At 65.3% G+C, this 20,926-nt stretch carries 23 protein-coding genes and 2 tRNA genes; 11 read left to right on the top strand and 14 right to left on the bottom strand.

The window, feature by feature from the left end; translation table 11 throughout:
* Positions 1 to 252: 252 nt before the first annotated feature.
* Positions 253 to 753 carry a MerR family transcriptional regulator gene (locus XH92_RS43915; RefSeq protein ID WP_210345566.1) on the top strand — a complete coding sequence of 167 codons (501 nt, stop codon included), beginning with the start codon at positions 253 to 255 and terminating at the stop codon, positions 751 to 753.
* Positions 689 to 1,015 (top strand): VOC family protein, encoded by a 327-nt coding sequence (locus XH92_RS19905; protein ID WP_210345565.1) that lies wholly within the window; start codon positions 689 to 691, stop codon positions 1,013 to 1,015. Before XH92_RS43915 ends, XH92_RS19905 begins: the two co-directional genes overlap by 65 nt.
* A gap of 84 nt (positions 1,016 to 1,099) precedes the next feature.
* Here the strand turns inward: XH92_RS19905 and XH92_RS19900 are convergent, their stop codons facing one another.
* Together XH92_RS19900 and XH92_RS19895 are read right to left on the bottom strand one after the other, a co-directional pair.
* Positions 1,100 to 1,327 (bottom strand): hypothetical protein, encoded by a 228-nt coding sequence (locus tag XH92_RS19900; RefSeq protein WP_194460701.1) that lies wholly within the window; start codon positions 1,325 to 1,327, stop codon positions 1,100 to 1,102.
* Positions 1,328 to 1,482: 155 nt separating this feature from the next.
* Complete coding sequence (locus XH92_RS19895) at positions 1,483 to 1,779, bottom strand: hypothetical protein (RefSeq protein WP_194460700.1); 297 nt, start codon at positions 1,777 to 1,779, stop codon at positions 1,483 to 1,485.
* Positions 1,780 to 2,232: 453 nt separating this feature from the next.
* Here XH92_RS19895 and XH92_RS19890 point away from each other — a divergent pair, with 453 nt between their 5' ends.
* Complete coding sequence (locus XH92_RS19890; protein ID WP_092115072.1) at positions 2,233 to 2,628, top strand: NUDIX hydrolase; 396 nt, start codon at positions 2,233 to 2,235, stop codon at positions 2,626 to 2,628.
* A gap of 169 nt (positions 2,629 to 2,797) precedes the next feature.
* Positions 2,798 to 4,111 carry a chloride channel protein gene (locus XH92_RS19885; protein ID WP_194460699.1) on the top strand — a complete coding sequence of 438 codons (1,314 nt, stop codon included), beginning with the start codon at positions 2,798 to 2,800 and terminating at the stop codon, positions 4,109 to 4,111.
* Between the two features lie 7 nt (positions 4,112 to 4,118).
* Here XH92_RS19885 and XH92_RS19880 read toward each other — a convergent pair whose 3' ends face one another.
* The 3 genes from XH92_RS19880 to XH92_RS19870 all read right to left on the bottom strand — a co-directional run bounded on the left by XH92_RS19880 (position 4,119) and on the right by XH92_RS19870 (position 8,449).
* Complete coding sequence (locus tag XH92_RS19880; protein ID WP_194460698.1) at positions 4,119 to 5,315, bottom strand: adenylate/guanylate cyclase domain-containing protein; 1,197 nt, start codon at positions 5,313 to 5,315, stop codon at positions 4,119 to 4,121.
* A 456-nt stretch (positions 5,316 to 5,771) separates the two neighbouring features.
* Positions 5,772 to 7,016, bottom strand: coding sequence for an amidohydrolase family protein (locus XH92_RS19875; protein ID WP_194460697.1), 1,245 nt, complete (start codon positions 7,014 to 7,016; stop codon positions 5,772 to 5,774).
* Positions 7,017 to 7,093: 77 nt separating this feature from the next.
* Positions 7,094 to 8,449, bottom strand: coding sequence for an MFS transporter (locus tag XH92_RS19870; protein WP_194460696.1), 1,356 nt, complete (start codon positions 8,447 to 8,449; stop codon positions 7,094 to 7,096).
* Between the two features lie 179 nt (positions 8,450 to 8,628).
* Here XH92_RS19870 and XH92_RS19865 point away from each other — a divergent pair, with 179 nt between their 5' ends.
* The gene (locus XH92_RS19865; protein WP_371818087.1) at positions 8,629 to 9,498 is read left to right on the top strand and encodes a LysR family transcriptional regulator; all 870 of its coding nucleotides are present in this window, start codon (positions 8,629 to 8,631) and stop codon (positions 9,496 to 9,498) included.
* A gap of 22 nt (positions 9,499 to 9,520) precedes the next feature.
* Here XH92_RS19865 and XH92_RS19860 read toward each other — a convergent pair whose 3' ends face one another.
* Positions 9,521 to 10,981, bottom strand: coding sequence for a cytosine permease (locus XH92_RS19860; protein WP_194460694.1), 1,461 nt, complete (start codon positions 10,979 to 10,981; stop codon positions 9,521 to 9,523).
* Positions 10,982 to 11,278: 297 nt separating this feature from the next.
* Between XH92_RS19860 and XH92_RS19855 the strand changes: the two genes are divergently transcribed.
* Both XH92_RS19855 and XH92_RS19850 read left to right on the top strand, forming a co-directional pair.
* Positions 11,279 to 11,950, top strand: a complete 672-nt coding sequence (locus XH92_RS19855) for an FMN-dependent NADH-azoreductase (RefSeq protein WP_194460693.1) — start codon at positions 11,279 to 11,281, stop codon at positions 11,948 to 11,950.
* Between the two features lie 36 nt (positions 11,951 to 11,986).
* Positions 11,987 to 12,871, top strand: coding sequence for a polysaccharide deacetylase (locus tag XH92_RS19850; protein WP_194460692.1), 885 nt, complete (start codon positions 11,987 to 11,989; stop codon positions 12,869 to 12,871).
* Here XH92_RS19850 and XH92_RS19845 read toward each other — a convergent pair.
* Positions 12,852 to 13,784, bottom strand: coding sequence for a LysR substrate-binding domain-containing protein (locus tag XH92_RS19845; protein ID WP_305825876.1), 933 nt, complete (start codon positions 13,782 to 13,784; stop codon positions 12,852 to 12,854). The genes XH92_RS19850 and XH92_RS19845 overlap by 20 nt on opposite strands.
* A gap of 21 nt (positions 13,785 to 13,805) precedes the next feature.
* The gene (locus XH92_RS19840) at positions 13,806 to 14,417 is read right to left on the bottom strand and encodes a DUF1989 domain-containing protein (RefSeq protein ID WP_194460691.1); all 612 of its coding nucleotides are present in this window, start codon (positions 14,415 to 14,417) and stop codon (positions 13,806 to 13,808) included.
* Positions 14,418 to 14,520: 103 nt separating this feature from the next.
* Here XH92_RS19840 and XH92_RS19835 point away from each other — a divergent pair, with 103 nt between their 5' ends.
* On the top strand, positions 14,521 to 15,396 hold the full coding sequence (locus XH92_RS19835; RefSeq protein ID WP_194460690.1) for a LysR family transcriptional regulator: 876 nt from the start codon (positions 14,521 to 14,523) through the stop codon (positions 15,394 to 15,396).
* Between the two features lie 67 nt (positions 15,397 to 15,463).
* Here XH92_RS19835 and XH92_RS19830 read toward each other — a convergent pair whose 3' ends face one another.
* Positions 15,464 to 16,522 (bottom strand): acyltransferase, encoded by a 1,059-nt coding sequence (locus XH92_RS19830; RefSeq protein ID WP_246788496.1) that lies wholly within the window; start codon positions 16,520 to 16,522, stop codon positions 15,464 to 15,466.
* Positions 16,523 to 16,811: 289 nt separating this feature from the next.
* Positions 16,812 to 16,897 (bottom strand) — tRNA-Tyr (locus tag XH92_RS19825).
* 194 nt (positions 16,898 to 17,091) lie between these two features.
* Here XH92_RS19825 and rlmB point away from each other — a divergent pair.
* Complete coding sequence (gene rlmB, locus XH92_RS19820) at positions 17,092 to 17,916, top strand: 23S rRNA (guanosine(2251)-2'-O)-methyltransferase RlmB (protein ID WP_194460688.1); 825 nt, start codon at positions 17,092 to 17,094, stop codon at positions 17,914 to 17,916.
* Positions 17,917 to 17,983: 67 nt separating this feature from the next.
* Here rlmB and XH92_RS19815 read toward each other — a convergent pair whose 3' ends face one another.
* The 4 genes from XH92_RS19815 to XH92_RS19800 form a co-directional block, all read right to left on the bottom strand.
* On the bottom strand, positions 17,984 to 18,403 hold the full coding sequence (locus XH92_RS19815; protein WP_194460687.1) for a hypothetical protein: 420 nt from the start codon (positions 18,401 to 18,403) through the stop codon (positions 17,984 to 17,986).
* A gap of 92 nt (positions 18,404 to 18,495) precedes the next feature.
* On the bottom strand, positions 18,496 to 18,969 hold the full coding sequence (locus XH92_RS19810; protein WP_194460686.1) for a hypothetical protein: 474 nt from the start codon (positions 18,967 to 18,969) through the stop codon (positions 18,496 to 18,498).
* Positions 18,970 to 19,183: 214 nt separating this feature from the next.
* Positions 19,184 to 19,897 (bottom strand): urease accessory protein, encoded by a 714-nt coding sequence (locus XH92_RS19805; RefSeq protein ID WP_194460685.1) that lies wholly within the window; start codon positions 19,895 to 19,897, stop codon positions 19,184 to 19,186.
* Positions 19,882 to 20,031 (bottom strand): hypothetical protein, encoded by a 150-nt coding sequence (locus tag XH92_RS19800; protein ID WP_194460684.1) that lies wholly within the window; start codon positions 20,029 to 20,031, stop codon positions 19,882 to 19,884. Before XH92_RS19800 ends, XH92_RS19805 begins: the two co-directional genes overlap by 16 nt.
* A gap of 212 nt (positions 20,032 to 20,243) precedes the next feature.
* Here XH92_RS19800 and XH92_RS19795 point away from each other — a divergent pair, with 212 nt between their 5' ends.
* A complete protein-coding gene (locus tag XH92_RS19795; protein ID WP_246788495.1) occupies positions 20,244 to 20,603 on the top strand; it encodes a hypothetical protein in 360 nt (119 codons plus the stop codon).
* Positions 20,604 to 20,755: 152 nt separating this feature from the next.
* Positions 20,756 to 20,830 (top strand) — tRNA-Thr (locus tag XH92_RS19790).
* Positions 20,831 to 20,926 lie beyond the last annotated feature (96 nt).

Genomic DNA, 20,926 nt, shown 5'->3' with positions numbered 1-20,926 from the left:
CTGACGATGGCCTGACATAGATGACCCGGCGATGAACGATCCGCCCCAGATTCGGCCGTGGACCGTCACGATATGTCGCCGGCAGCGGATTGGCCATCCCGGCCACATCAGGCAGGCCAGGACATAGGCCCCTGCGTCCGTGCCGGCGAATTGACGAGGTTCAGCCGGCCGCGCCCGGCGCAGCCCTGAACACGGCGCTTGACATTGACGCTAATGAGAAGGTGCTAAGCCTGCCCTCGACAGGAGATCGCGATGCGGATTCAGGAGGCGGCACGCCATCTTGGCGTAAGTGCCCGGGCGCTTCGGCATTATGAGGCGGCAGGCCTGATCGTGCCGCACCGGAATTCGAACGGCTATCGAAGCTACTCGGCGTCGGAGATCGAGCGGGCCGCGTGGGTGAGAGACCTCATCGCCGCGGGTTTCTCGACCCGTGAGCTGCGCAATCTTCTGACTGCGCTCGAAGACGGCCGGCGCGGCGCGCGCGTCAACTGCTCCTTGGTGATGCAGGATAAGCTCGATCAGATCGATCGCGCGATCGCGGTGCTGCGCAAGCGGCGGCGCGCCTTGTCGCGTCGTCTGGCCGGACCGGATGGCGGCCGCAGCAACATCAGAACAGCAGGACCTGGCGATGAAGATACTCAATATCCTGGCGAGACGTTACCTGCCGCTCGAGGGCCTGGACGAGGCCGTGGCCTTCCACGAAGCGTTGATCGGCCAAAAGGCGCGCCTTCGCTTCGACTATCCCGAATATGATCTCAGACTAGCGCAGGTTGCCTCGATCCTGTTCATTGCAGGGACGGAACAGAGCCTGAAGCCGTTCACGGCGACGCACCTGACGTTTCTGGTCGACGACATCGACGCATTCGCGGCGCATCTCCCCGGCGTCGGCGCCACGATCCTCGAGGTTCCCAAGCCGGTCCCGACCGGCCGCAACATGCTGGTGCTGCATCCGGACCGGACACGTGTCGAATATGTCGAGCATCGCGACAAGCACCCCGCCGACGTGCTGCCGTGAGGATGTGCTGCCGTAAGCAGGTCATCCACACGGCGGTGACGGCGGCAGCGCCAGCGCGCAAGATGTCGTACGCGATCCCGCCCGCTACGGCACCTCGCCTCGCCGCAGCGGGCCGACGGTCTGCGGGCGGTTGAGAAAGAACTCGCGGTTGCCGAGCGCGGCCTCCGCATACTGGTCGATCGCGACGATGATCGCCTGCACGTGGTGAAAGCACCAGCCTTCCCGCGTCGCCATGTGCCGGACCTCGGCCAGCGCCTTGATCCAGGGTGCGTGTTCATCGCTGTCGTGGAAATACCGAAGCGGCTCTCTCATCTTTCCTCCGGCAGATCACGTCCTCCAGCTCGGCGCGCTTGCGCGACAGCAGAAGCTGCGCCGATGCACTATCGCGTCCGGCCTGCCTGAGCCGGTTCACGGATGCGTCGAGCGCGCGCAACTCGGCGCGCAGCCGCTGCATCCCGGGTGCGTCATCACCCACGCGCTTCGCCGGCGACGAGCTCTCGCTTCGCCGCGCGAAGAAAGATCGGTGTCGCGGCGCGGCGGCGCGGCACAACGCTCGCATGCACGACGATCGGCTCGCGGTCGCCCAGCATGCCCCGCTCCTCGACCAGACGGCTCATCACCAGGCGCATCTTCAGGAGATCCCCGGCGACGAAGGCGCAGTCCTCATCCCGGTTGATCTGCTGTCGCATGATCGCCTCGGCCTCGAGCATACTGACGCGCAGCGCCCTGATCTGCCTGCGAATTTCGCTGATACGGTTGTCCATGACGGGCTCCTATTCACGGTGGAGGGCAATTAGAACAAAACAAGAACATCTAGTCAAGCGGCGGAGCTGGCTGTCATGGGCTTTTGTCATCGACACGCGATCGCAGGGTTCCCGCTACGGAACCAGGAGTATCTCATTCTCAACAAACTCAACGTGAGGATGTTCGATGAAACGAGACCGGAGAGCCACGGACGAACGCGCCCGGCCGGGATCACGGCGAACGTGTGCGCGTCTCTGCGGTGAAGCCGCGGCAGACCGTCACAGCCGGCCACCTCATCATTTGCAGCCTCCTCTTACGAGAACGCGCGTCGTCAGGACTTCCTCAGTGCTCAGGCCCATCCGTGACAGACAAACGGCCGACACATGACTGTGGAACAATTCGTCGTTGGAACTTGTCTACTCAAATAGACAAATTAAAATGGGGTCGATTCTGTTTCGATCATTGCGCAGTACATGACGAAGTCTTCCAAACTGGTTGCCGCGAAGCGCGGCAAGGTCCTTCTGGTCCGACGTCGATCTGACGGGCTGTGGATGTTCCCCGGCGGACGCAGGCGTGCGCGCGAGACCGGCAAGGACTGCCTGAAGCGTGAGATCAAGGAAGAGCTGCCGAAGCTCAAGCTCGGCAGGCTCAGCCTGTGGAAGGAAGTGACGGCCAAGAACAAGCGTTCCGGCCGCAGGATGAGCGATGCAATCTTCATCGCCAAGAACGCCAAGGGAAGGCTGGCGATCGGCGACAAGAAGGAGATCGACCGCGCCGCCTGGCAGAAGCCGCGCGGACTTCGCCTGACGCCGACCTCGCGCTACATCCGCGACCGGCTGTTTCCAAGGAAGCAGCGGCGCCGGAGATAGACGGCGGGATATCTGCTGCTCGCGCACAATCGTAGATTTCGGCTTTGGCATCTGGCCGCTGCGCGGGCATGCCTTGCTGATTTGTTGAGCTTCGCCCACCACCGACGCGTGCTAGGAATGACGTGATCCGTCCGGACCGGACCACGACATCAGCCGGAACACCGTCAGAATGGCCTTCCCCTCCAACCGCCACAGGCGGCTGCTCAGAATTGTTTCCGCGCGTTGGCAACGCCGGGCCATCTTCCTGCTCGGCGGCATTGCCGTCGGCGCGGCCGCCGTCGCGCTCGCACAACTCGCCGATCTGGCGCAGGTCGCCTTCTCCGCGCTGGTGTCGCATGTCCGTTATGCCTCGCTGGTGGTGACGCCCGCAGGCTTCGCCCTGTCGGTCTTCCTGACCAATCGCTTCTTTCAGAACGCACAGGGCAGCGGCATCCCGCAGGCCATCGCCGCACGCCATCTGACCGACCAGACCGCGCGCGAAAGCCTGGTTTCGCTGCGCGTCGCGGCCGGCAAGATCCTGCTGACCCTGTTCGGCCTGTTGTGCGGCGCCTCGGTCGGGCGCGAGGGACCAACGGTGCAGATCGGCGCGTCGATCATGTTTGCGCTCGGTCGCTTCTCGCCCCGGCGTCAACCCGGCTTGATCCTTGCCGGCGCGGCCGCGGGCGTCGCGGCGGCCTTCAACACCCCGCTGGCGGGAATCGTGTTCGGCATCGAGGAAATGAGCCGCGCCTTCGAGACGCGAACCTCGAGCCTGATCATCGGCGCGGTCATCGCCGCGGGCCTGACGTCGCTCGCTCTGATGGGCAATTACACCTATTTCGGCACCAGCGCGACGGGCTTGCACAACGGCGCCGACTGGCTCGCGGTCCCGATCTGCGGCGTCGCCGGAGGTCTGGCGGGCGGCCTGTTCAGCCGCATCCTGATCGCAATGGCGCGCGGATTTGCCAATCCGGTGGGCCGCGCGATCAAAGGCTATCCGGTTTGCTTCGCCGCGGTCTGCGGATTGGCCGCGGCGATCTGCGGGATCGCGTCCGACGGCGCGATCTACGGCACGGGATATCAGCAGGTCAAATCCGCGCTCGAAGCCGGCTCGCAATTGCCCGCGAGCTTCAGCCTCTGGAAATTCCTGGCCACCACCTTTGCCTCGATCAGCGGCATGCCGGGCGGCATCTTCGCACCCTCGCTCGCGGTCGGCGCCGGGCTCGGCTCCAACATCGCGCCGCTGTTCCACGGAGCGCCGCTACCGGCCATCATGCTGCTCGGCATGGTCTCCTATTTCGCCGGCGTGGTTCAGGCCCCGATTACGGCCTTCGTGATCGTCACCGAGATGACCGACAATCACGCGATGGTCGTGCCGCTGATGGCCGCGGCCCTGATTGCGCATGCGAGTTCGCGCCTGATCTGCAAGGAGGGCGTCTATCACGCCCTCGCCAAGGGATTCATCGATCGGGCTGCGCCGGCGCCGAAGGCGACGCCGGCCTGAAGATCCTTCAGCCGCTATAGGCAAACAGCTCGATCGGCTCGCTGAAGCCGCGCACTGCATGCTCGCCGACATGCTCGAGCGCGAAATCGTGCTCGACCAGATCGGCGAAGGCGCGCGACAGCAGCACGTTCTTCTTCAACTGCTTGGTCAGCGCTTCGAGCCGCGAGGCCATGTTCACCGCCGGGCCGATCACGGTGAAGTCGAGCCGGCTGCGCGACCCGATATTGCCGTACATGACGTCGCCGACGTGGACGCCGATGCCGTAATTCATCGGCGCCCGGCCCATCATGCTGTTCTTTTCGCTCAGCGCCGCCATCGCCTCGCGCGCCTCGGACACCGCGTGCAGCAGGTTGGCGCAGGCCTTGGGATCGCTCAGCGGGAAGATCGCGAGCAGACCGTCGCCGATGAACTTCAGGATTTCCCCGCCATGCCGCGCGATCGGCTCCGACATCGCGTCGAAATAGTCGTTGAGCAGATCGATGACGTCATCGCGCGGCCAGCTATCCGAGATGCGGGTGAAATCCCTGAGGTCGCAGATCATGATCGCGGCACGCACCGTGGTGCCGCTGCCGCGCCGCGTCGCACCGGCCAGGATCATCTCGCCGGCGTGCGTCCCGACATAGGTCTCGAGCAGCGTCCGCGCCAGGCGGTTCTTCATCCGGATCTCGCTGACCAGCGCCAGCACCGGCAGCACCTTCTTCAGACTGGCGACATGGGCGTCATCGAAGCCTCCCGCCCGGTCGGTCGCGAACGTCACGACATGCCGCTTGCCGAGCGTATGCAGCAGCGGCCACGCCACATAGTCGGTCAGGCCTTGCGCGCGCATGTCGTCATAGAGCGCGTGCTTGCGGCCCTGTGATGGGTCACGTTCGAGCTTCTCGTGCACCTCGTCGACGCCCTGATGGATCTCGTAGACCGGACTGCCGATATATTCCGAGCGCTGCTGGACATCGTAGTCGACCCGGTTGATCTCGGCCTCGCGCTTGCCGTCGGCCCACATGATCCGGGCGCCGAGCCATTGCGGATGCTGGATCAGGAGATTCATCGTCGCCCGCTTGAGCGGGATGCCCGCGCCCTGCAGCCGGACGCAGAGCTCGGCGAAGATGTTGTCGATGAAGCGCTGGTCGCGCGTCTGGTTGGTCAGCCAGCTCACGACGTCGCCGTCGGACTGCGGCGGGACGGCATCGATGTTGGGCGCGTTCATGGCTGGCTCCGGAGCGGCGGGTGGGGTCGGCAACCGGTATGTCGTGCTTCCGCCCGGCAACGTCAACGCCGCCAGCGGTATCGTGATCGAGCTCGTCGGACCTGCCCGAGCCCCTCGATGGGCACCGCCGGCCTCCGCGTGGTGTGGTGAGGGCGGACGGTCATAAGATCGCCGGATGCGATCGCCTGCCGTCGCGTGGACCAAAATATCGAAAACAACCCCATGCAAAGTAGCCGGCGGACACGGCTACTTGACTCGTCGGGCAACTCAGTGGCATTCTTCTATTATTCCGAATTCGTAATGTGCGGCTCCTCCCACACGGTGTCATCACCCGCGCATGCTGGTGATCCAGTATTCCAGAGACAGTAGTGCTTGAGCCGATGGCCGCGGCGTACTGGATCGCCGGGTCCATGTGCGCAATTGCGCACAGGCCGGGCGATGACAGATGCGATTGCCCTACCCACTCAGCCTATCGACCTCGGCCTTGCCGGCCTTCATGACAAGCGGGATCTGCTCGCCCTGGCCGAGCAGGCACCCCACGTCGCGCAGCGGATTGCCCTCGACCACCAGCAGGTCGGCAAAGGCCTCCGGCGCGATGCGGCCGAGCTTGCCTTCCATGCCGAGCACCTCCGCGCCGATCATGGTCGCGCTCGCGATCACCGCCTGCGCGCCCATCAGCTCGGCGCGGATCCGGAACTCCTCGCTCTGCAGCCGCTGCGATGGTCCGAGCAAATCGCTGCCATACCCGATCTTGACGCCGGCCTCGCGGTAGATCGCGAGCGAGCGCAGGCCGGCGTCGCGCACGTCGGCGATCTTGGCGACGCTCGCCGCGGGCAGGCCGTACTTCGCGCCCTCGTTTGCCAATGCTTCGTAGGTGACGAGGGTCGGCACCGCATAGGCGCCCTGCTCCGCCATCAGGCGGGCGGTCGGCAGATCGACCAGATTGCCGTGCTCGATCGTACGCACACCACAGCGCACCGCGCGTTCGATCGCTTCCGCGGTGTAGGCATGGGCCAGCACATAGGTGTGCCGCGCCTTCGCCTCCGCGACGATGGCGCGGATCTCGTCCTCGGAGTAACCGTAGGCGCCGATCGGATCGGTCGGCGACGCGACGCCGCCGGACGCCATGATCTTGATCTGGTCGGCGCCCATCTGCAGCTCCTCGCGCACCGCCTTGCGCACCGCATCGACACCGTCGACGACGCGCGCGATCGCGCCGACCCGCACGCAGCAGGAGCAGGTCGGGTCGGCCAGATAGTCCGAGCGGGCGCGCCCGTCGCCATGGCCGCCGGTCTGGCTCAGCGCCCGGCCGGAGACGAACAGCCGCGGACCATCGGTGAGGCCGGTGTCGATCGCCTGCTTGAGCGCATAGCCGGCGCCGCCGGCATCGCGGACCGTGGTGAAGCCGCGCTTCAGCATGCCCCGCAGCAGCATGGTCGAGCGCAGCGTCACCAGCACGTTGGCCATCCGGGCCTGCTGCGACAGATCGAGCTCGACCGCGACCGCATGCACATGCAGGTCGATCAGGCCGGGCATCAGGGTCTTGCCCTTGAGGTCGATGACGCGATCGACCGTGGCCTCGATCGGCCGGTCGGAGACCTCCTTGATCAGGCGATCCTCGACCAGCACGTGATGGCCTTCGAGCAGATCGGAGCGCAGCGGATCGAGCAGCGCAGCGTTCTTGAAGAGGATACTTGTCATAAAGGTCTCCTGTCAGGGCAGCGTGGCTTGAGCATGATCTATTCGGAAAACCGCTTCACACTTTTCCGGATCATGCTTCACGCGGCTTCGCTTGCAATATCTTCCAGCGACCGGCCGCGCGTCGGCACGCCCATCAGCACGACGGTCAGAGCGCCGATCAACAGCACGGAGGTGGTGACGCCGAACACGCCGGCGAAGCCGAAATTGGGATAGAGATAGCCGACCAGGATCGGCGCTGCGATCGCGCCGATGCGGCCGATCGCGGATGCGAGCCCCGCCCCCGTGGTCCTGATCGCGGTCGGGAACACTTCCGCCGTGTAGGCATAGACGCCGGCATAGGTGCCGTTCATGAAGAACGACAGCAAGAGGCCGGCCGTCATGATCTGGCCGTCGCTGGCAGCAAAAGCGAGCCCGAGCGCGCTGATGCCGCCGAGCAGCATGTAGGTTGCGATGGTGGCCTGTCTTCCGATCCGCTCATTGAAGAAGGCGGCAGTGAAATAGCCCGGCACCTGCGCGCAATACATCGCGAGCGAATAGCCGAAACTCTTGGTGATGCTCATGCCGTTCTGCACCAAGAGGCCGGGAATCCAGACGAAGAAGGAGTAATAGCTGAACGTGATCGACAGCCACATGATCCAGGTCATGGTCGTGATCCGCGCCTGGCGGCCGGCCAGCAGCGCCGCAAAATTGCTCAGCAGCGTTCCCGACGATACGGCAGGCGCAGCGGGCTCGGCGACCGGAGCCGGCAGCAGCCGGCCCTCGCGCGCGAAGCCGGCCTCGATCCTGTCGAGCACCGCTTCGGCTTCCTTGGCCCTGCCGCGGCTTTCCAGCCAGCGCGGCGATTCCGGCAAGGACCTGCGCCACCACAACAGCATCACGACAGGTATGGCGGTGACGACGAGCACGATGCGCCAGCCGTTCTCATAGGCCGGCACGATGAAATAGCCGAGCAAGGCGGCTGCGACGAAGCCGAACGAGAAGAAGCCGGCGAGCGCGCCGGTGAAGGCGCCGCGGTAACGCCGCGCCACGAATTCCGCGAGGTATGGCGCGATGATCGCGCTTTCCGCCCCGGTGCCCATGCCGGCGACGACGCGCGCGGCGAAGAACGCCGGCCAGCTGTCCACGGCCGCGCTGACCAGCGAGGCCGCGCTGTAGAGCGCCAGCGCCGACATCATCACCGCACGGCGGCCGATCAGGTCGCCCAGTGTCCCCGCCAGCAGCGCGCCGAACAGATAACCGACGAAGGTGCTGCTGCCGAGCACGCCGGTCTCGACATTGGTGAGACCCCAGGCGGTGCGCAGCACCGGCAGGATGAACGCCAGAACCGCGGCATCCATCGCGTCGAACAGATAGCCCAGGCCGCCCATCAGCAGCAGGTGCACATGGAAACGCGCGAACGGCAGGCGCTCGATGCGCGCCGAAATCATCGACATGAAATAGCCCCCCTCCGCCCCACGGTCGGCACACGCCGCAGGGTCAGCCGGGGGAATGATAGACAAATCAATATTATGGGAATAATTTATAATTGTTATCTGGCACATCACCTATGTGAATATTACTCGTGTCCTTCCGCACGCTCGACCTCAACCTCTTGAAAGTCTTCGAGGCGCTGATGACCGAGGGCAGCGTCACCCGCGCCGCGAGCGCGCTGACGATGACCCAGCCCGCCGTCAGCAATGCCCTCGCCCGCCTGCGCGACGCGCTCGGCGATCCCCTGTTCGTGCGCACCGCCAGCGGGATCCGCCCGACGCAGCGCGCGGTGGCGCTGTGGCAACCGATCGGCGACGCGCTGGAGCACGTCCGCCACGCGCTCGACGAGGACGCCTTCGATCCGCGGCGCACCGAGGCCGAATTCAGCCTGTCGATGTCGGACTACGTCTCCTCGCTGGTGATGCCGCGGCTCATCAACCGCTTCGGCGAAATCGCGCCGTCCGCGCGCATCCACACTCTGCCCAACACCATCCTCGAGATCGGCGACCGGCTCGAGGACAACCGGGTCGATTGCGTGCTCAGCGTCTATGTCAACGAGGCGCAGCAGCCGCCGGCCGCGATCCGCTCACGCTCGCTATGGACCGTCGAATATGCCTGCATGATGCGGCGGGACCATCCGCTGGCGAACAGGAAACGGCTCAACGCCCGCAGCTTCCTCAACGCCAAGCATGTCGACGTCAGCCTCGCCGGCAAGACGCTGCCGACCTACGACCAGTTCCTCGCCTCGCGCGGGCTGTCGCGCAATCTGGTCACGACAGTCAATCACTACAACGCCGCCTACGAGATCGTGCGCCAGTCCGACCTGATCGCGGTGCTGCCGCGCGATCTCAGCGCACAGTCCCGCCACGCGCCCCATCTGCATGCGGTGCCGGTGCCGCTGCCGGCGCCGCCGCGCATCGTCAGCCTGTTCTGGCACCAGCGCAACGACACCGTCCCCGCGCAGCGCTGGCTGCGCGAGACGCTGGTGGAGCTGTTTGGGCGGATGGAGTGAACCAGCGCACCGCGGGCCCCCGTCAGGTCGATGTGGGCGCGGGTTCGATCGACGCTGCGTCCGCGGCCGGCGACGGCACGCTCCGCGCCAGCGGACGTCCAAACAGCCGATGCAGCGCAAGGTAGCTCGCCATCGCAACGCCGATACCGGTGAGCCACGACAAATCCACCCCGCCGGTCGCCAATGCAAGCGGACCTTGCATGGCCTTGATCGTGCCCATCTGGAAGGCCCACGCCGCCGCGAAGCCGGCAGCAAAGGCGATCAGCCCGGCCCAATTGAAATCACGATACCGGCCCGGCGCCCCGTAGAGCGAGGCGACATCGATCCGGCCGCGCCGCACCAGGTAGAAATCCGCAAGCGTGACGCCGGCCCATGGGCTGATCCAGACGATCAGGGCGACCATGAAGTTGTCGAAGGCATGAGCAAAATCGCCCGACTGCAAGAAGCCGTAGAGGATCGCGGAGGCGATCAGACCTGACATCACCGAGATCACCCAGCGCGGCCGCCGCAGATCGAGCGCGAGCGACGACAGCGCCGCCGAATAGATCACGACGATGTTGGTCGCGATCGGGCCATGCAGCAGCACCAGCAGCACCGGGAGCGCCATCGCGCCGAACGCTGCGATGATCAGCTTCGACGGATCGGAGCCGGCGCCGGCGGACGCGATCGCCGCACCGAGGAAAGCGAGCCAGACCGTCGGCAGGAACATGCCGAGGAACGTCGCCCGAAACACCTTGGCCGCGCCGAGCGAGGGCCTGGTGAAGCGCGTATAGTCGGAGGCATAGGTGAGCCACGAAATCCCCCAGCCGATGCCGATCGCGGTCATCAGCTGCGTCGCCGCGGCGAAGGCCGGCATGCCGGTGACGGTGGCCGACTGCCACTTGATATCGACACGCAGGAAAGCGAGCGCAGTCATGACCGCCATGATCAGCAGGATGAAGGGCATCGTGTAGCGCTCGAACACCTTGATGGCGTTGAAGCCCCAGGCCGCGATGCCGACCTGGATCAGCATCACCAGCACCGCGATCGTGTATTTGAACTCGGCACCGCCGCCGACGCCCATCTGGGCGAGCGCCGCCATGCAGAGGTCGAGCACGATCCAAGTGTTGATCGCGACCCACCCCATCGGCATCAGCACCTGCGCCAGTGCCGGCAGATAGGCGCCGCGGCGGCCAAACGCCAACCGGCCGAGCACCATCTGCGGCACGCCGGTGCGATGCCCCATCAGGCAGAAGGCGGCGAACAGCGCCGCGCCGAACAGATTGCCGACAACGATGACCGCAAGCGTTTGCAGCAGGCTGAGGCCGAGCTGGATGCCGAGCGCGCCCAGCACCCAGTTGATCGGCGCGATGTTCGCGCCGGTCCAGATCCAGAACTGATCGAACGATGACGAAGTGCGGTGCGCCGCCGGCACCGGCTCGATTCCGTGGGCATCGAAGCCGGCCTCATCCTGCGCCGGAAGCTGTGTCTGCTTGAGCAACATGTTTCCCCCGTTGTCCGGCGCATTGGTTTGGGCCGGGATGGGGTATCTGAGCAGCAGGCAGCGTTGAGGCGGTAATGAGAAATCCTCAAGCCGGGTTGAGACGGCATCGAGAGTGAAGTTTGTCTACCCGAATGTCGGCAAATCGGCCGCGATCACGCGCGCACATCGCGGCACCATGGCGCGCCGCTTCACTGTTGAGATTTTCTCAACCCGGCTGCCGGATTCGTCAATCACGCTGCCCGGGGCATTCGATCATTGTGGAGCGACGCACTGCTCTCCAATCAGCCGAGGCCAAGGATGACGACACTTCTGCATATCGATGCCAGCCCGCGCGGCGACCGTTCGGTCAGCCGAAAACTCTCCAGCTCGTTTGTCGAGCACTGGCTGACGCACGAGCCCGGCGCCACGGTCATCTCGCGCGACGTCGGCCGCGACCCGCCGCCCCTCATCACGGAGGCGTGGGTGGCCGCCGCCTTCACCGCGCCCGGCGAGCGCACGGCGGAGCAGCGCGACGAGCTCCGTCTCTCCGACGAGCTGATCGACGAGCTCGAACGCGCCAATGTGATCGTGATCGGGGCGCCGATGCACAATTACGGCATGCCGGCCGCACTGAAGTCATGGTTCGACAAGGTGATCCGCATCGACAAGACCTTCAGCTTCGATCTCGCGCGCGGCGACTTTCCGCTCGAGCCGGTCCTGCGCGGCAAGACGCTGGTGGTGCTGAGCTCGCGCGGCGAATTCGGCTTCGGCCCCGGCGGGGTGCGGGAAACCATGAACCATCTGGAGACGCACATCTTCACCTGCGCCCACTATCTCGGGGTGCAGGAGAGCCATCTGATCGCGGTCGACTACCAGGAATTCAACGACGAGCGCTACCGGAGGTCGGTCGCCGATGCCTTTGCGGCAATCCCGGTGCTGGTCCGGCAGTGTCTTGGAATCGACGGGCCTGTTAATGTCGCGGCCGAATGATGCGCCGCTGTCCGCCGGCTGCACGAGGATGATCCGATGATAAAGAATCCCATCCCCTGGCCGAACGGCGCGCGTTGCGCCTGTGCGATCACGTTCGACGTCGATGCCGACAGTCTGATCCACATTGCCCGGCCGAAGGATTCGCTCGACCGGCTCTATCCGATCACGATGGGACGTTATGGTCCGACCGTCGGCGTGCCGCGCATCCTGGAGACCTATCGGCGCCTTGGCCTCAAGCAATCGTTCTTCATGCCGGCCTGGACCATGGAGCGCTATCCGGATGCGGTGGAGGCGATCCTCAGGGGTGGCCACGAGATCGGCCATCACGGCTATATCCACGAGGATCCGACGGAGATTTCATCGGGACAGCAGCGCGAGGCCTTCGAACGCGCGCTCGGCATCCATGTCGCGATGACCGGGCGCAAGCCGCGCGGCTACCGCGCGCCGGTCTACAACGCCAACCAGACCACGATCGATCTCCTGATCGAGCACGGCTTTGTCTACGATTCGTCGCTGATGGCCGACGACATCCCGTACCAGATGCGCACCGCGCGCGGGTCGCTCTACGAGATGCCGCCGCACTGGGGATCGGACGATTGGCCGCCTTTCGCCCATTACGCGGAGATCGGCTACATGATGCCGGTCAAATCGCCGAGCGAGGGCCTTGCCGCCTCGTTCGAGGAGTTCGAGGCGGCCTATGAGGCCGGCGGATTCTGGATGGGGATCTGGCACCCGTTCCTGACCGGCCGGCTTGCCCGCTGGCGCGTCGTGGAGCGCTGGCTCGAACGGATCGTCGCCGAGCGCAAGGTCTGGTTCGCATCGCTGGAGGACATCGCCGCGCATCTCGATGGCCTGGTCAAGGCAGGCACCTACCGGGTCCGTATCGAGACCCTGCCCTACTTCACGCAGCCCGTATCATGACCTGTCCGGGAGCCGCCCGAAATGCGGCGGCTTCGGCGCGCAGCCAGTCGATGAACGCCGTCACCGATTTGCGCCGGCCAGCGCCCGGCGCATCGACGAGACGATAGGCAAAGCCCGCAAGCGCGGGACCGTCGAGCCGGCGCAGCGTGCCCTGACGCAATTGCTCGTCCACCAGCGCATCGCTGCACAATAGCGGTCCGAGCCCGCGCTCGGCGGCATGCAGCGCCAGAGGCTCCTCGCTGTACCAGGAGATGCGGAAGTCCCGGCCGGGATCATGATCGGTCCCCGCGAGCCAGGCCGACCATGCGGGCGAATCCAGCGCGGCGTTCTTCCAGCGGAACGCCAGCAGCGAGCGCGAGCGGATGTCGTCGATGGCGGGACGCGCGCCGGGCGGACAGATCGCGCTCGCCGCAACCGCAATGTAGCGATCGCCGAACAGCACCGATGTCTCGCCGGCGCGCTCAGTGCGTCCGTAGCGGATCGCCAGATCGACGCCGTCGGTGCCCGGCGCCCGCACCTCCTCGGTCGCATCGATGTGGACCACGACCGACGGGAACGCCGCGTTGAAGCGCGCCAGCCGCGGCATCAGCCAGCGCTCGGCGAAGGCGCGCGTGGTCGATACGGTGACCGCATCGCCATCGGCCGGCGGCCTGATTGCCGCGAAGGCGCTGGCCATGCGGTCGAAACCGTCGCGCAGCATCGGAAACAGCGCATGGCCCTCCGCGGTCAGCACGACCGCGCGGCCGGAGCGTTCGAACAGTCTGTGTCCGAGGATTGCTTCGAGTTGCCGGACCTGGTGGCTGATCGCGGTCACCGTGACACAGAGCTCATTGGCGGCGGCAGTGAAGCTCTCGTGGCGCGCCGCGGCTTCGAACGCGCGGACGGCATTGAGCGGCGGCAGCTTGCGCATCATCGGTTCTCCGCGCTGACAGTGTCAGGCGATGAAAAAATGAGCGTCGGTCGGGCGCATGTCGTTGACCGGCACCATGTCCTGCGGACAGGCCGAGAACACGATGACCAGGTCCATCTCGGCACGCAGCGCCACATACTGCCCGGCCTCGCTGACCGGCGATCTGAAGTCCAGTTGTCCGCTGTCGGTGACCGGCACATTCATGAACAGATTGAGCGGCGCCGGCGTCACCGTCGCCGACAGGCCGACGGTCTCGAGTGCGTGCGCCAGATTCTGCGTGCAGTTGTCGTGATGGCCGACGGCACCGAGCTGGCGATAGCGATGGATGTCGCAGGCCGCGATCAAGGTGTCGTGGATTCCCGGCGTGGTGTCGACGACCAAGGTGAGGATGGCGCGGCGCCGGTTGGTGGTCAGCGTGTCGCCGACGCGCGGAACGAGCCGCAGCATCGATGCACGGCTGTGCTCCATCGACATGAACTCGCCGGTGTCGCGGGCATTGAAGGCCCAGGTATCGACCACCTGCTTGCCATGGGTGTTGACGATCGTGACGGTCTCGCCCGCATCGAGGCGAGCCGCCACGCCATTGCGGGCGGGGATCAGACGGGCGCGGGTTAGATCGATGGTTGCTGCGGTCACGTGATGTCTCCTCAATGGCTCGTTACGCCATTGGAGCATCGCCCGTCATGTAATTCTAATAATATTAATTGTGTCCATTATAGCAGATTCGTATAGTTGCCCCATGCGCCTCAGACAGCTCGAATGCTTCCGTGCCCTGATGCTCCACGGCACCATGACAAGGGCGGCCGAGCTGCTCGGCATGTCGCAGCCCGGCATCAGCACGATGATCGCGGGCCTCGAGCACGAGACCGGCCTCAACCTCTTCCTGCGCCGCGGCGGCCGCCTGCAACCGACCCCGGAAGCCAGGCTGTTCTATGTCGAGGCGGCTCGCGCCCTCGAAGCTGCCGAGAACGCATCGCGCGTTGCGGCCGAGATCAGGTCCGGGCGGCGCGGTCACCTCGCGATCGCGGCCTATCCGAGCATTTCGATCAATCTGCTGCCGCGGCTGCTGTCGCAGTTCGCCAAGAACAGACCCGAGCTGCAGATCAAGATCATCACGCGGAATTCCGCGACGGTCCGCGAGCTGATCTCGACCCAGCAATTCGATCTCGCGATCGCCGAGCTGCCGCTGGATTATCCGACCTCGCATATGGAGGTGTTCTCGTATGAGTGCATGTGCATGCTGCCGCACGCCCACCCGCTTGCGAAGCTGAAGCAGATCACCCCAGACGACCTCGACGGCGTCCCGTTCGTCACGCTGTTTCGCGGCGATCCGATCTACCAGCAGCTGGCATCCGCCTTCTCCGAATATGGCGCGCGCTGGAACGTGGTCGCGGAGACCGAATTCTTCTCGACCGCCTGCCAGCTCGTCGCCGAGGGCCGCGGCGTCGGCATCGTCGATCCCGTGGTGAGCAAGCCCTTCACCGAGGGCCTCGTCATCCGCCCGTTCAAGCCGAAGGTCCAGTACCAGATCGCGATCCTCTCCCCGACGCACGAGGCGCCGTCGCAGATGGCGCAGGATTTCGCCAAGCTGCTGCGGCGGGGGTTGCGGGGGTAAGTCGTGCTGGCGGCGGCGCCACGCGGGTAGAGATGTGCGCGCGGATGGAGTGGGAATTGGCGCGCGATCACGTGCTCGCTGTTGCCTGGCGCATGCGTTGGAGATTGCGGATGGCATCGCGTGCCGGCCGTTCGATCAGGAAATAGCTGCCAGCCAAGACGGCAAGAGACATCGCAGCCGCCAGGACATAGGTGAGAGGTGACCAGGTGTTCGGCGGACCGAGCGCAGCAAGGAAACCGACGAAGAGGATGTAATGCATCATGTAGATCGAGTACGAAATCACGCCCAGAAAATGCAGCGGCCTTGATCCCAGCAGGCGCGACGTGGCCGATGCCTGGTCGGTCGCGGCAAGCACGACGAATGGATGGAGGAACACCAGCGCCTGCGGGTTGACGAGATCGCGGTACGCCAGGACGACCGTGAGGATCACGATCGACCAGATCAACGTGGAGGCCCGTGTGCAGAAGGTGTAGAGCCCGTCACGCCGTTCGTAGCACGCGAAGACGACCCAGCCGGCCGTGAAGCCGAACACCCCTCGGAGAAGAGCGACCCAGTAGCTCCATTGGCTTTCCGAATGGTAGATCCGGGCAGCGCCGAGATTGCCGTCGAAACAGCGCACGAAGATCGAATAAGACGTTGCCGACAGCACGACGATGCAGAGCAGCCGCATTGCTGCCGACCTTGCCGCCTTCTGATAGAGCAACAGCGGGAACAGTACGAGGTAGCAGAACCATTCGGAGGATATCGACCATGCCGCAACGTTCCAATGAACGGCGGATCCGAAAGGCCACGCGTTCAGCATCAAGGCCTGAAGCACGAAGTCCGATATCGCGTTCTTGAGCGGGTAGGTCGTCGGATCAAGCTGCAGCGGCAAAGCAATGGCTGCGCCGGCGACTACCGTGGTGAGAATGTAGAGCGGATAGATCCTGGCGATGCGAGCCGTCAAAAAGCTGGAGAACTGGAAGTCCTCGCGGCGATAGACGTAGGACAGCGTAAAGCCGCTGAGAACGAAGAACAGGTCGACGGCGTTGCCCCACATGATCGGGGCGTTGGCGTAGCTGGGATAAAATAGCTGAAAGTGAGCAAGCGCGACGGCCATCGCCGCCACGCCGCGCAGCCCAGTCAATGCCCGTAGCTCCGGCCGCATTGCTCCGCCCGATTTCTGACCATCCATCCCGTTCGATGGATGCTTACCATTGCGGATCGCATCGGGACAATCAGAGCGATTACGGACACGGCCCGCCTTCGCCCTCTGGGCTTCGGCGTGGCAGCCTTCGCTCGTTTCGCTACGATGGGGTTTTGCTGGCCTCGGCCAGTCCGTCTTCGCTTTCGCTAGCGCTCAAGCTACGCCGGACACGCTTCGCCCTGACGGGCCAAGCGTGGCTGCGCCACGCGTAGCCCGTCAGGGCGAAGCGTGGTGGGGGAGGCAGGACTCGAACCTGCGAAGCCATGAGGCGGCTGATTTACAGTCAGCTCCCTTTGCCACTCGGGACACTCCCCCGTCCAACAGCGTCGGACCGGCCGCGCGAGTGGCGGCGGACCGGGTCATCGAAATGACGCTGATAACCGGCCGACCCGAAGCGGGTGCGCGGTCGGGCGCGTTTATGGGGGAATGCGGTCCCCAAAGTCAACCAAGCGGGCCGCCTATTTGCCGGTTAAATTGCCAATATTCGGGAGCCGTGACACAAGCCTCACATGAGCGATCGCGACCGCAGACCCAATTTCCGAGGCAAGGGCGGTAAACCCTTCCAAAAAGGGCCGAAATTCGCCCGCCCGGCGGCTCGGCGAGAACGCGAATCCGGTTCCGACGGACCGGTGATTCTGTATGGCTGGCACACGGTGGCGGCCGCGCTTGCCAACCCGGACCGCCATATCCGCAAGCTTTACCTCACCGAGAACGCGGCGCGGCGGCTTGCCGAGGAAAACATCGCGACACGGGTCACCCCGGAGATCGTCCGGCCCGGCGACATCGACCGGCGCCTGACGCCCGATGCCGTGCATCAGGGCCTGTTGGCCGAGGCCGATCCCCTGCCCTCGCCCGGCATCGACACGCTGCCGCAGGAGGGCATCGTGCTGGTGCTCGACCAGATCACCGACCCGCACAATGTCGGCGCCATCCTGCGCTCGGCTGCGGCGTTTGCGGTGAAGGCGATCGTCACCACCGCGCGGCACAGCCCGGAGGCGACCGGTGTGCTGGCGAAGTCCGCCTCCGGCGCGCTCGAGCTGGTGCCAATGGTCACCGTGCAGAATCTGGCGCGGGCGCTGAACGAACTGAACGACCACGGCTTCCAGACCGTCGGCCTCGACAGCGAGGGATCGGAGGATCTCGGCAAGGTTCAATTGCAGCAGCCGCTCGCGCTGGTGCTCGGCGCCGAAGGCAAGGGCTTGCGGCAATTGACACGCGAGACCTGCCGCGTCGTCGCCCGCCTCGACATGCCCGGTGAGATCAAGAGCCTCAACGTGTCGAACGCCTGCGTGCTCGCGCTCTATATCGGCGCCAGCCGGCTCGGGCTGATGTAGCAACGCCCGCTCGCTTCACGCGAACGGGCGCTGATGTCTTGGATAGAATCCTGGACTGACGATCGGATCAGTAGTAGCGGCGCAGCGGCGCACGGCCGTAACGATGCGGCGCGTAGCCGTAGCGATAGCCGTAGTGCGGACGGTAGGGCCGATAGTGATGGCGGTAGCCGTAGTGGCGATAGCCGTAATATGGACGGCCGTAGCCCTCGCGGTAGTACGGACGGGGCGCCCAGTTGCCCGGGCCGGTATAGGCCGGGCCCTGGTTGACGTAATAGTACTGCTGCGCCGCGCCGGGATAAACGGCATCCGGGTCGGGCAGACGTTCGACTGCGCCGTAACCGTAACCGCCGTAGTAGCCGCCGCAACCGCCGCAGCCGTAATTCACGACCGGCGCGGAATAGCCGCAAGGGTTGAAGCCGCACGCCATCGCGGGCGCGGTCACCATGACGGCCACGGCCGCAATCAGTCCTTTAATCATTTGACGCATTACTCTCTCCTGTAAATCTTGCCCTGTTGGTCTTGTTGTCGTCGCGTAGCTCTTGGTGGCTATGAAGTGCCCTCTGCTTGAGAGCTCCCCATTCAGAAGCCTCTCGGTCGCGGTGGCCGCATCGGCGGACCCGGCAGCGGCCGCGGCCCGTTGAATTCCGGCGCGTAGATCACCGGCGGCGGATCGACCGGCACGTTGGACTGTGCCGGCAGCGGCGCGGATTGCGCTCCCCACGATTGATGATAACTCTCGGCGGGCTTCGGCAGGCGGCGGTTGGCCGGCGGCTCGATCTCGAGGCGGCCGTAACCCGGCATGCGGCCGAGGCTCGGATAATAGTGGCCGACATTCGGCTCGGGATCGATCGGGCGGCCGCCATAGACGGTCGGCACCATCGAGTCGTTGCGGGCAAGCCCCATCGCGCTTTCGACCACCGCGTAGGAGGCGTCGACGCCGTTGATGATGATCGGCACGCCGGGGCGCACGGGCACGACGATGTCGAAACCGCCGCCGGCCAGCGCCGTCGAGGTCGTCGCAGCCAATATCGCGAGCGCAAGACTTCCGCGCATGTTCACCCAGCGTCCCAGATTGTTCCATCCGCAGCCTAATCCAACGGCTTGGCGGAAGGGTTAAGGACGCGGGCCAAACTGGCGGTAAGCCTAACGCGTAAGCATCGGCATCCGGTCAATGCGGCCGAGCGGGATCAGAAATCGTTAACGGCCGCAGCATGATCCGGAAAAGTGCGAAGCGGTTTTCCGAAAAAGATCATGCTCAAACAAGGCATCAGGCGAAGGCGTTCTCGATGATCGAGTGGATGCCGATCGCAATCGTGACCGCGCCGACCGCGATTTGCAGGCCGCGATTGGCCCAGGTCAGCCAGCGCGCGGAGGCCGCGAGCGGCACCGCGATCACGCTGGACAGCACGCCCATCCCGATCATCGAGCCGACGCCGAACAGCGCGACATAGCCGAGCCCGATCACCGGGTCTGGGGCCTGCGACACCGTCAGCACCAACAGCGCCGCGGAGCCGGCCATGCCGTGCATCAGGCCGACCAGCAGCGTGCGCCAGCGGAAGCCGTGCGCATGGCCGTGCGGCGCGCGGACGTGCGGCACGGTGGACGCAGGCGCCACGACGTCACCGACATGGCTGTGGGCGTGGAAATGCGTGGTGCCGTCGCCATGCGAATGGGTGTGGAAGTGCACGCGGTCGCGCCACAGCCGCCACCACACATGCACGCCGAGGCCGACCAGCATGACGCCGACCGCGGTCTCGATCGGCTGCGCCACCGTCTCGGGGATCGCGCGCCCGAGCAGGATCGCCGCGCCGGCGAAGATGAACAGCGTGAGCGTGTGACCGAGGCCCCAGGTCAGGCCGTGCTTGACGATGTCGCCGACATGGGTGCGGCGCGCCGCGATGCTCGATACCGCCGCGATGTGATCCGGCTCCAGCGCGTGCTGCATGCCGAGCAGAAAGCCAAGACTCAAGATTGCGAACATCGATCCCCCGCGCCGGCGCGTGACGGCAGATCAAACACCACATCGCCGATCTTGTCAGGCCAGCCCTTCGTCAAACCAGCACCTCGTCGCAAATTGGCATCGCCGCCGGTGTAGTCGATGTCGCGTGTGTGCATGCAATTCTCGTCAAAGGCAGCATGATCCGGAACGCGTCATGCGTGCATCAAGCGGAACTTCACATCGGTTTGAACACGGCGCAAGGCCGCGTCGGAACGGTCGCGGCAGAGCGAGATTAGCTCTCCACTACGACGAGAGGAGATATCTCATGACACAACTCTAAATCCTTGGCGCAGCAGCCCTGCTCGCCTCGGCACTGGCCGGCCCCGCGATGGCGCAGCAGACGATCGGCACCGCCGCGCGCTGCTCGAATGCCGATCCCGCCGCCCGATGCCAGACGATGGCGCCGGGCACCACCCGCACCACCTACCATCACCGCTCTTACCGGCGCGATCGCGACTGGCAGGGCAGCTACAACCGCTATGATCCCGGTCCTGCCGGCGTCGCGGCCGGCGTGGTCGGCGGCGCGGTCGGCACGGCGGCTGCGATCGCCACCGCCCCGTTCGGCGGCCCCGACTATTATGGCCGCGCCCCGATCGGCGGCGCGGAATATGCCCGGCAAAATGGCTTTGTCTGCACCCCCGGCACCTGGTTCCGCGGCAGCGACGGCCTTCAGCACCCCTGCCAGTAGCTCAAGCCAAACGCTGACGGGCGCAAAGGGCGGCCTCCGGGCCGCCTTTTTGCTGCCAGTCCTATAAGGGGCCGGGTAGCGGATTCGGGCCGGCAGGTTCTGGCCCTGCCCCGCCAAGTCTGCTATGCGAGCGCGCAAATCATTCCCATGTCGCCGGCTTAGCTCAGCGGTAGAGCAGCAGTTTTGTAAACTGAAGGTCGGGGGTTCAATCCCCTCAGCCGGCACCAGCTTTTCACGACATCAATCGGACAGCTCAGTTGGCCGCGCCTCGATACGAGGTCCCCGACCGGGTTAATTCCGGCCATCGCCATCAAGGCAGCCCC

Origin of the sequence: Bradyrhizobium sp. CCBAU 53421, from assembly GCF_015291625.1 — a bacterium.
In the GTDB taxonomy this organism is placed as follows: Bacteria; Pseudomonadota; Alphaproteobacteria; order Rhizobiales; family Xanthobacteraceae; genus Bradyrhizobium.
The sequence above is the reverse complement of the archived record's forward strand: the minus strand, read 5'-3'. Positions and strand labels throughout refer to the sequence as shown.

Excerpts from the sequence above, each read along its gene's own strand:
- XH92_RS19835 (WP_194460690.1), top strand. The coding sequence starts at position 14,521 with ATGCGCCTCAGACAGCTCGAATGCTTCCGTGCCCTGATGCTCCACGGC.
- XH92_RS19870 (WP_194460696.1), bottom strand. The coding sequence starts at position 8,449 with ATGTCGATGATTTCGGCGCGCATCGAGCGCCTGCCGTTCGCGCGTTTC.
- XH92_RS19800 (WP_194460684.1), bottom strand. The coding sequence starts at position 20,031 with ATGCACACACGCGACATCGACTACACCGGCGGCGATGCCAATTTGCGA.
- XH92_RS43915 (WP_210345566.1), top strand. The coding sequence starts at position 253 with ATGCGGATTCAGGAGGCGGCACGCCATCTTGGCGTAAGTGCCCGGGCG.
- XH92_RS19885 (WP_194460699.1), top strand. The coding sequence starts at position 2,798 with ATGGCCTTCCCCTCCAACCGCCACAGGCGGCTGCTCAGAATTGTTTCC.
- XH92_RS19890 (WP_092115072.1), top strand. The coding sequence starts at position 2,233 with ATGACGAAGTCTTCCAAACTGGTTGCCGCGAAGCGCGGCAAGGTCCTT.
- XH92_RS19815 (WP_194460687.1), bottom strand. The coding sequence starts at position 18,403 with ATGCGTCAAATGATTAAAGGACTGATTGCGGCCGTGGCCGTCATGGTG.
- XH92_RS19860 (WP_194460694.1), bottom strand. The coding sequence starts at position 10,981 with ATGTTGCTCAAGCAGACACAGCTTCCGGCGCAGGATGAGGCCGGCTTC.
- XH92_RS19895 (WP_194460700.1), bottom strand. The coding sequence starts at position 1,779 with ATGGACAACCGTATCAGCGAAATTCGCAGGCAGATCAGGGCGCTGCGC.
- XH92_RS19850 (WP_194460692.1), top strand. The coding sequence starts at position 11,987 with ATGATAAAGAATCCCATCCCCTGGCCGAACGGCGCGCGTTGCGCCTGT.
- XH92_RS19865 (WP_371818087.1), top strand. The coding sequence starts at position 8,629 with ATGACCGAGGGCAGCGTCACCCGCGCCGCGAGCGCGCTGACGATGACC.
- rlmB (WP_194460688.1), top strand. The coding sequence starts at position 17,092 with ATGAGCGATCGCGACCGCAGACCCAATTTCCGAGGCAAGGGCGGTAAA.
- XH92_RS19805 (WP_194460685.1), bottom strand. The coding sequence starts at position 19,897 with ATGTTCGCAATCTTGAGTCTTGGCTTTCTGCTCGGCATGCAGCACGCG.
- XH92_RS19845 (WP_305825876.1), bottom strand. The coding sequence starts at position 13,784 with ATGATGCGCAAGCTGCCGCCGCTCAATGCCGTCCGCGCGTTCGAAGCC.
- XH92_RS19795 (WP_246788495.1), top strand. The coding sequence starts at position 20,244 with ATGGCGCAGCAGACGATCGGCACCGCCGCGCGCTGCTCGAATGCCGAT.
- XH92_RS19900 (WP_194460701.1), bottom strand. The coding sequence starts at position 1,327 with ATGAGAGAGCCGCTTCGGTATTTCCACGACAGCGATGAACACGCACCC.
- XH92_RS19855 (WP_194460693.1), top strand. The coding sequence starts at position 11,279 with ATGACGACACTTCTGCATATCGATGCCAGCCCGCGCGGCGACCGTTCG.
- XH92_RS19880 (WP_194460698.1), bottom strand. The coding sequence starts at position 5,315 with ATGAACGCGCCCAACATCGATGCCGTCCCGCCGCAGTCCGACGGCGAC.
- XH92_RS19875 (WP_194460697.1), bottom strand. The coding sequence starts at position 7,016 with ATGACAAGTATCCTCTTCAAGAACGCTGCGCTGCTCGATCCGCTGCGC.
- XH92_RS19810 (WP_194460686.1), bottom strand. The coding sequence starts at position 18,969 with ATGCGCGGAAGTCTTGCGCTCGCGATATTGGCTGCGACGACCTCGACG.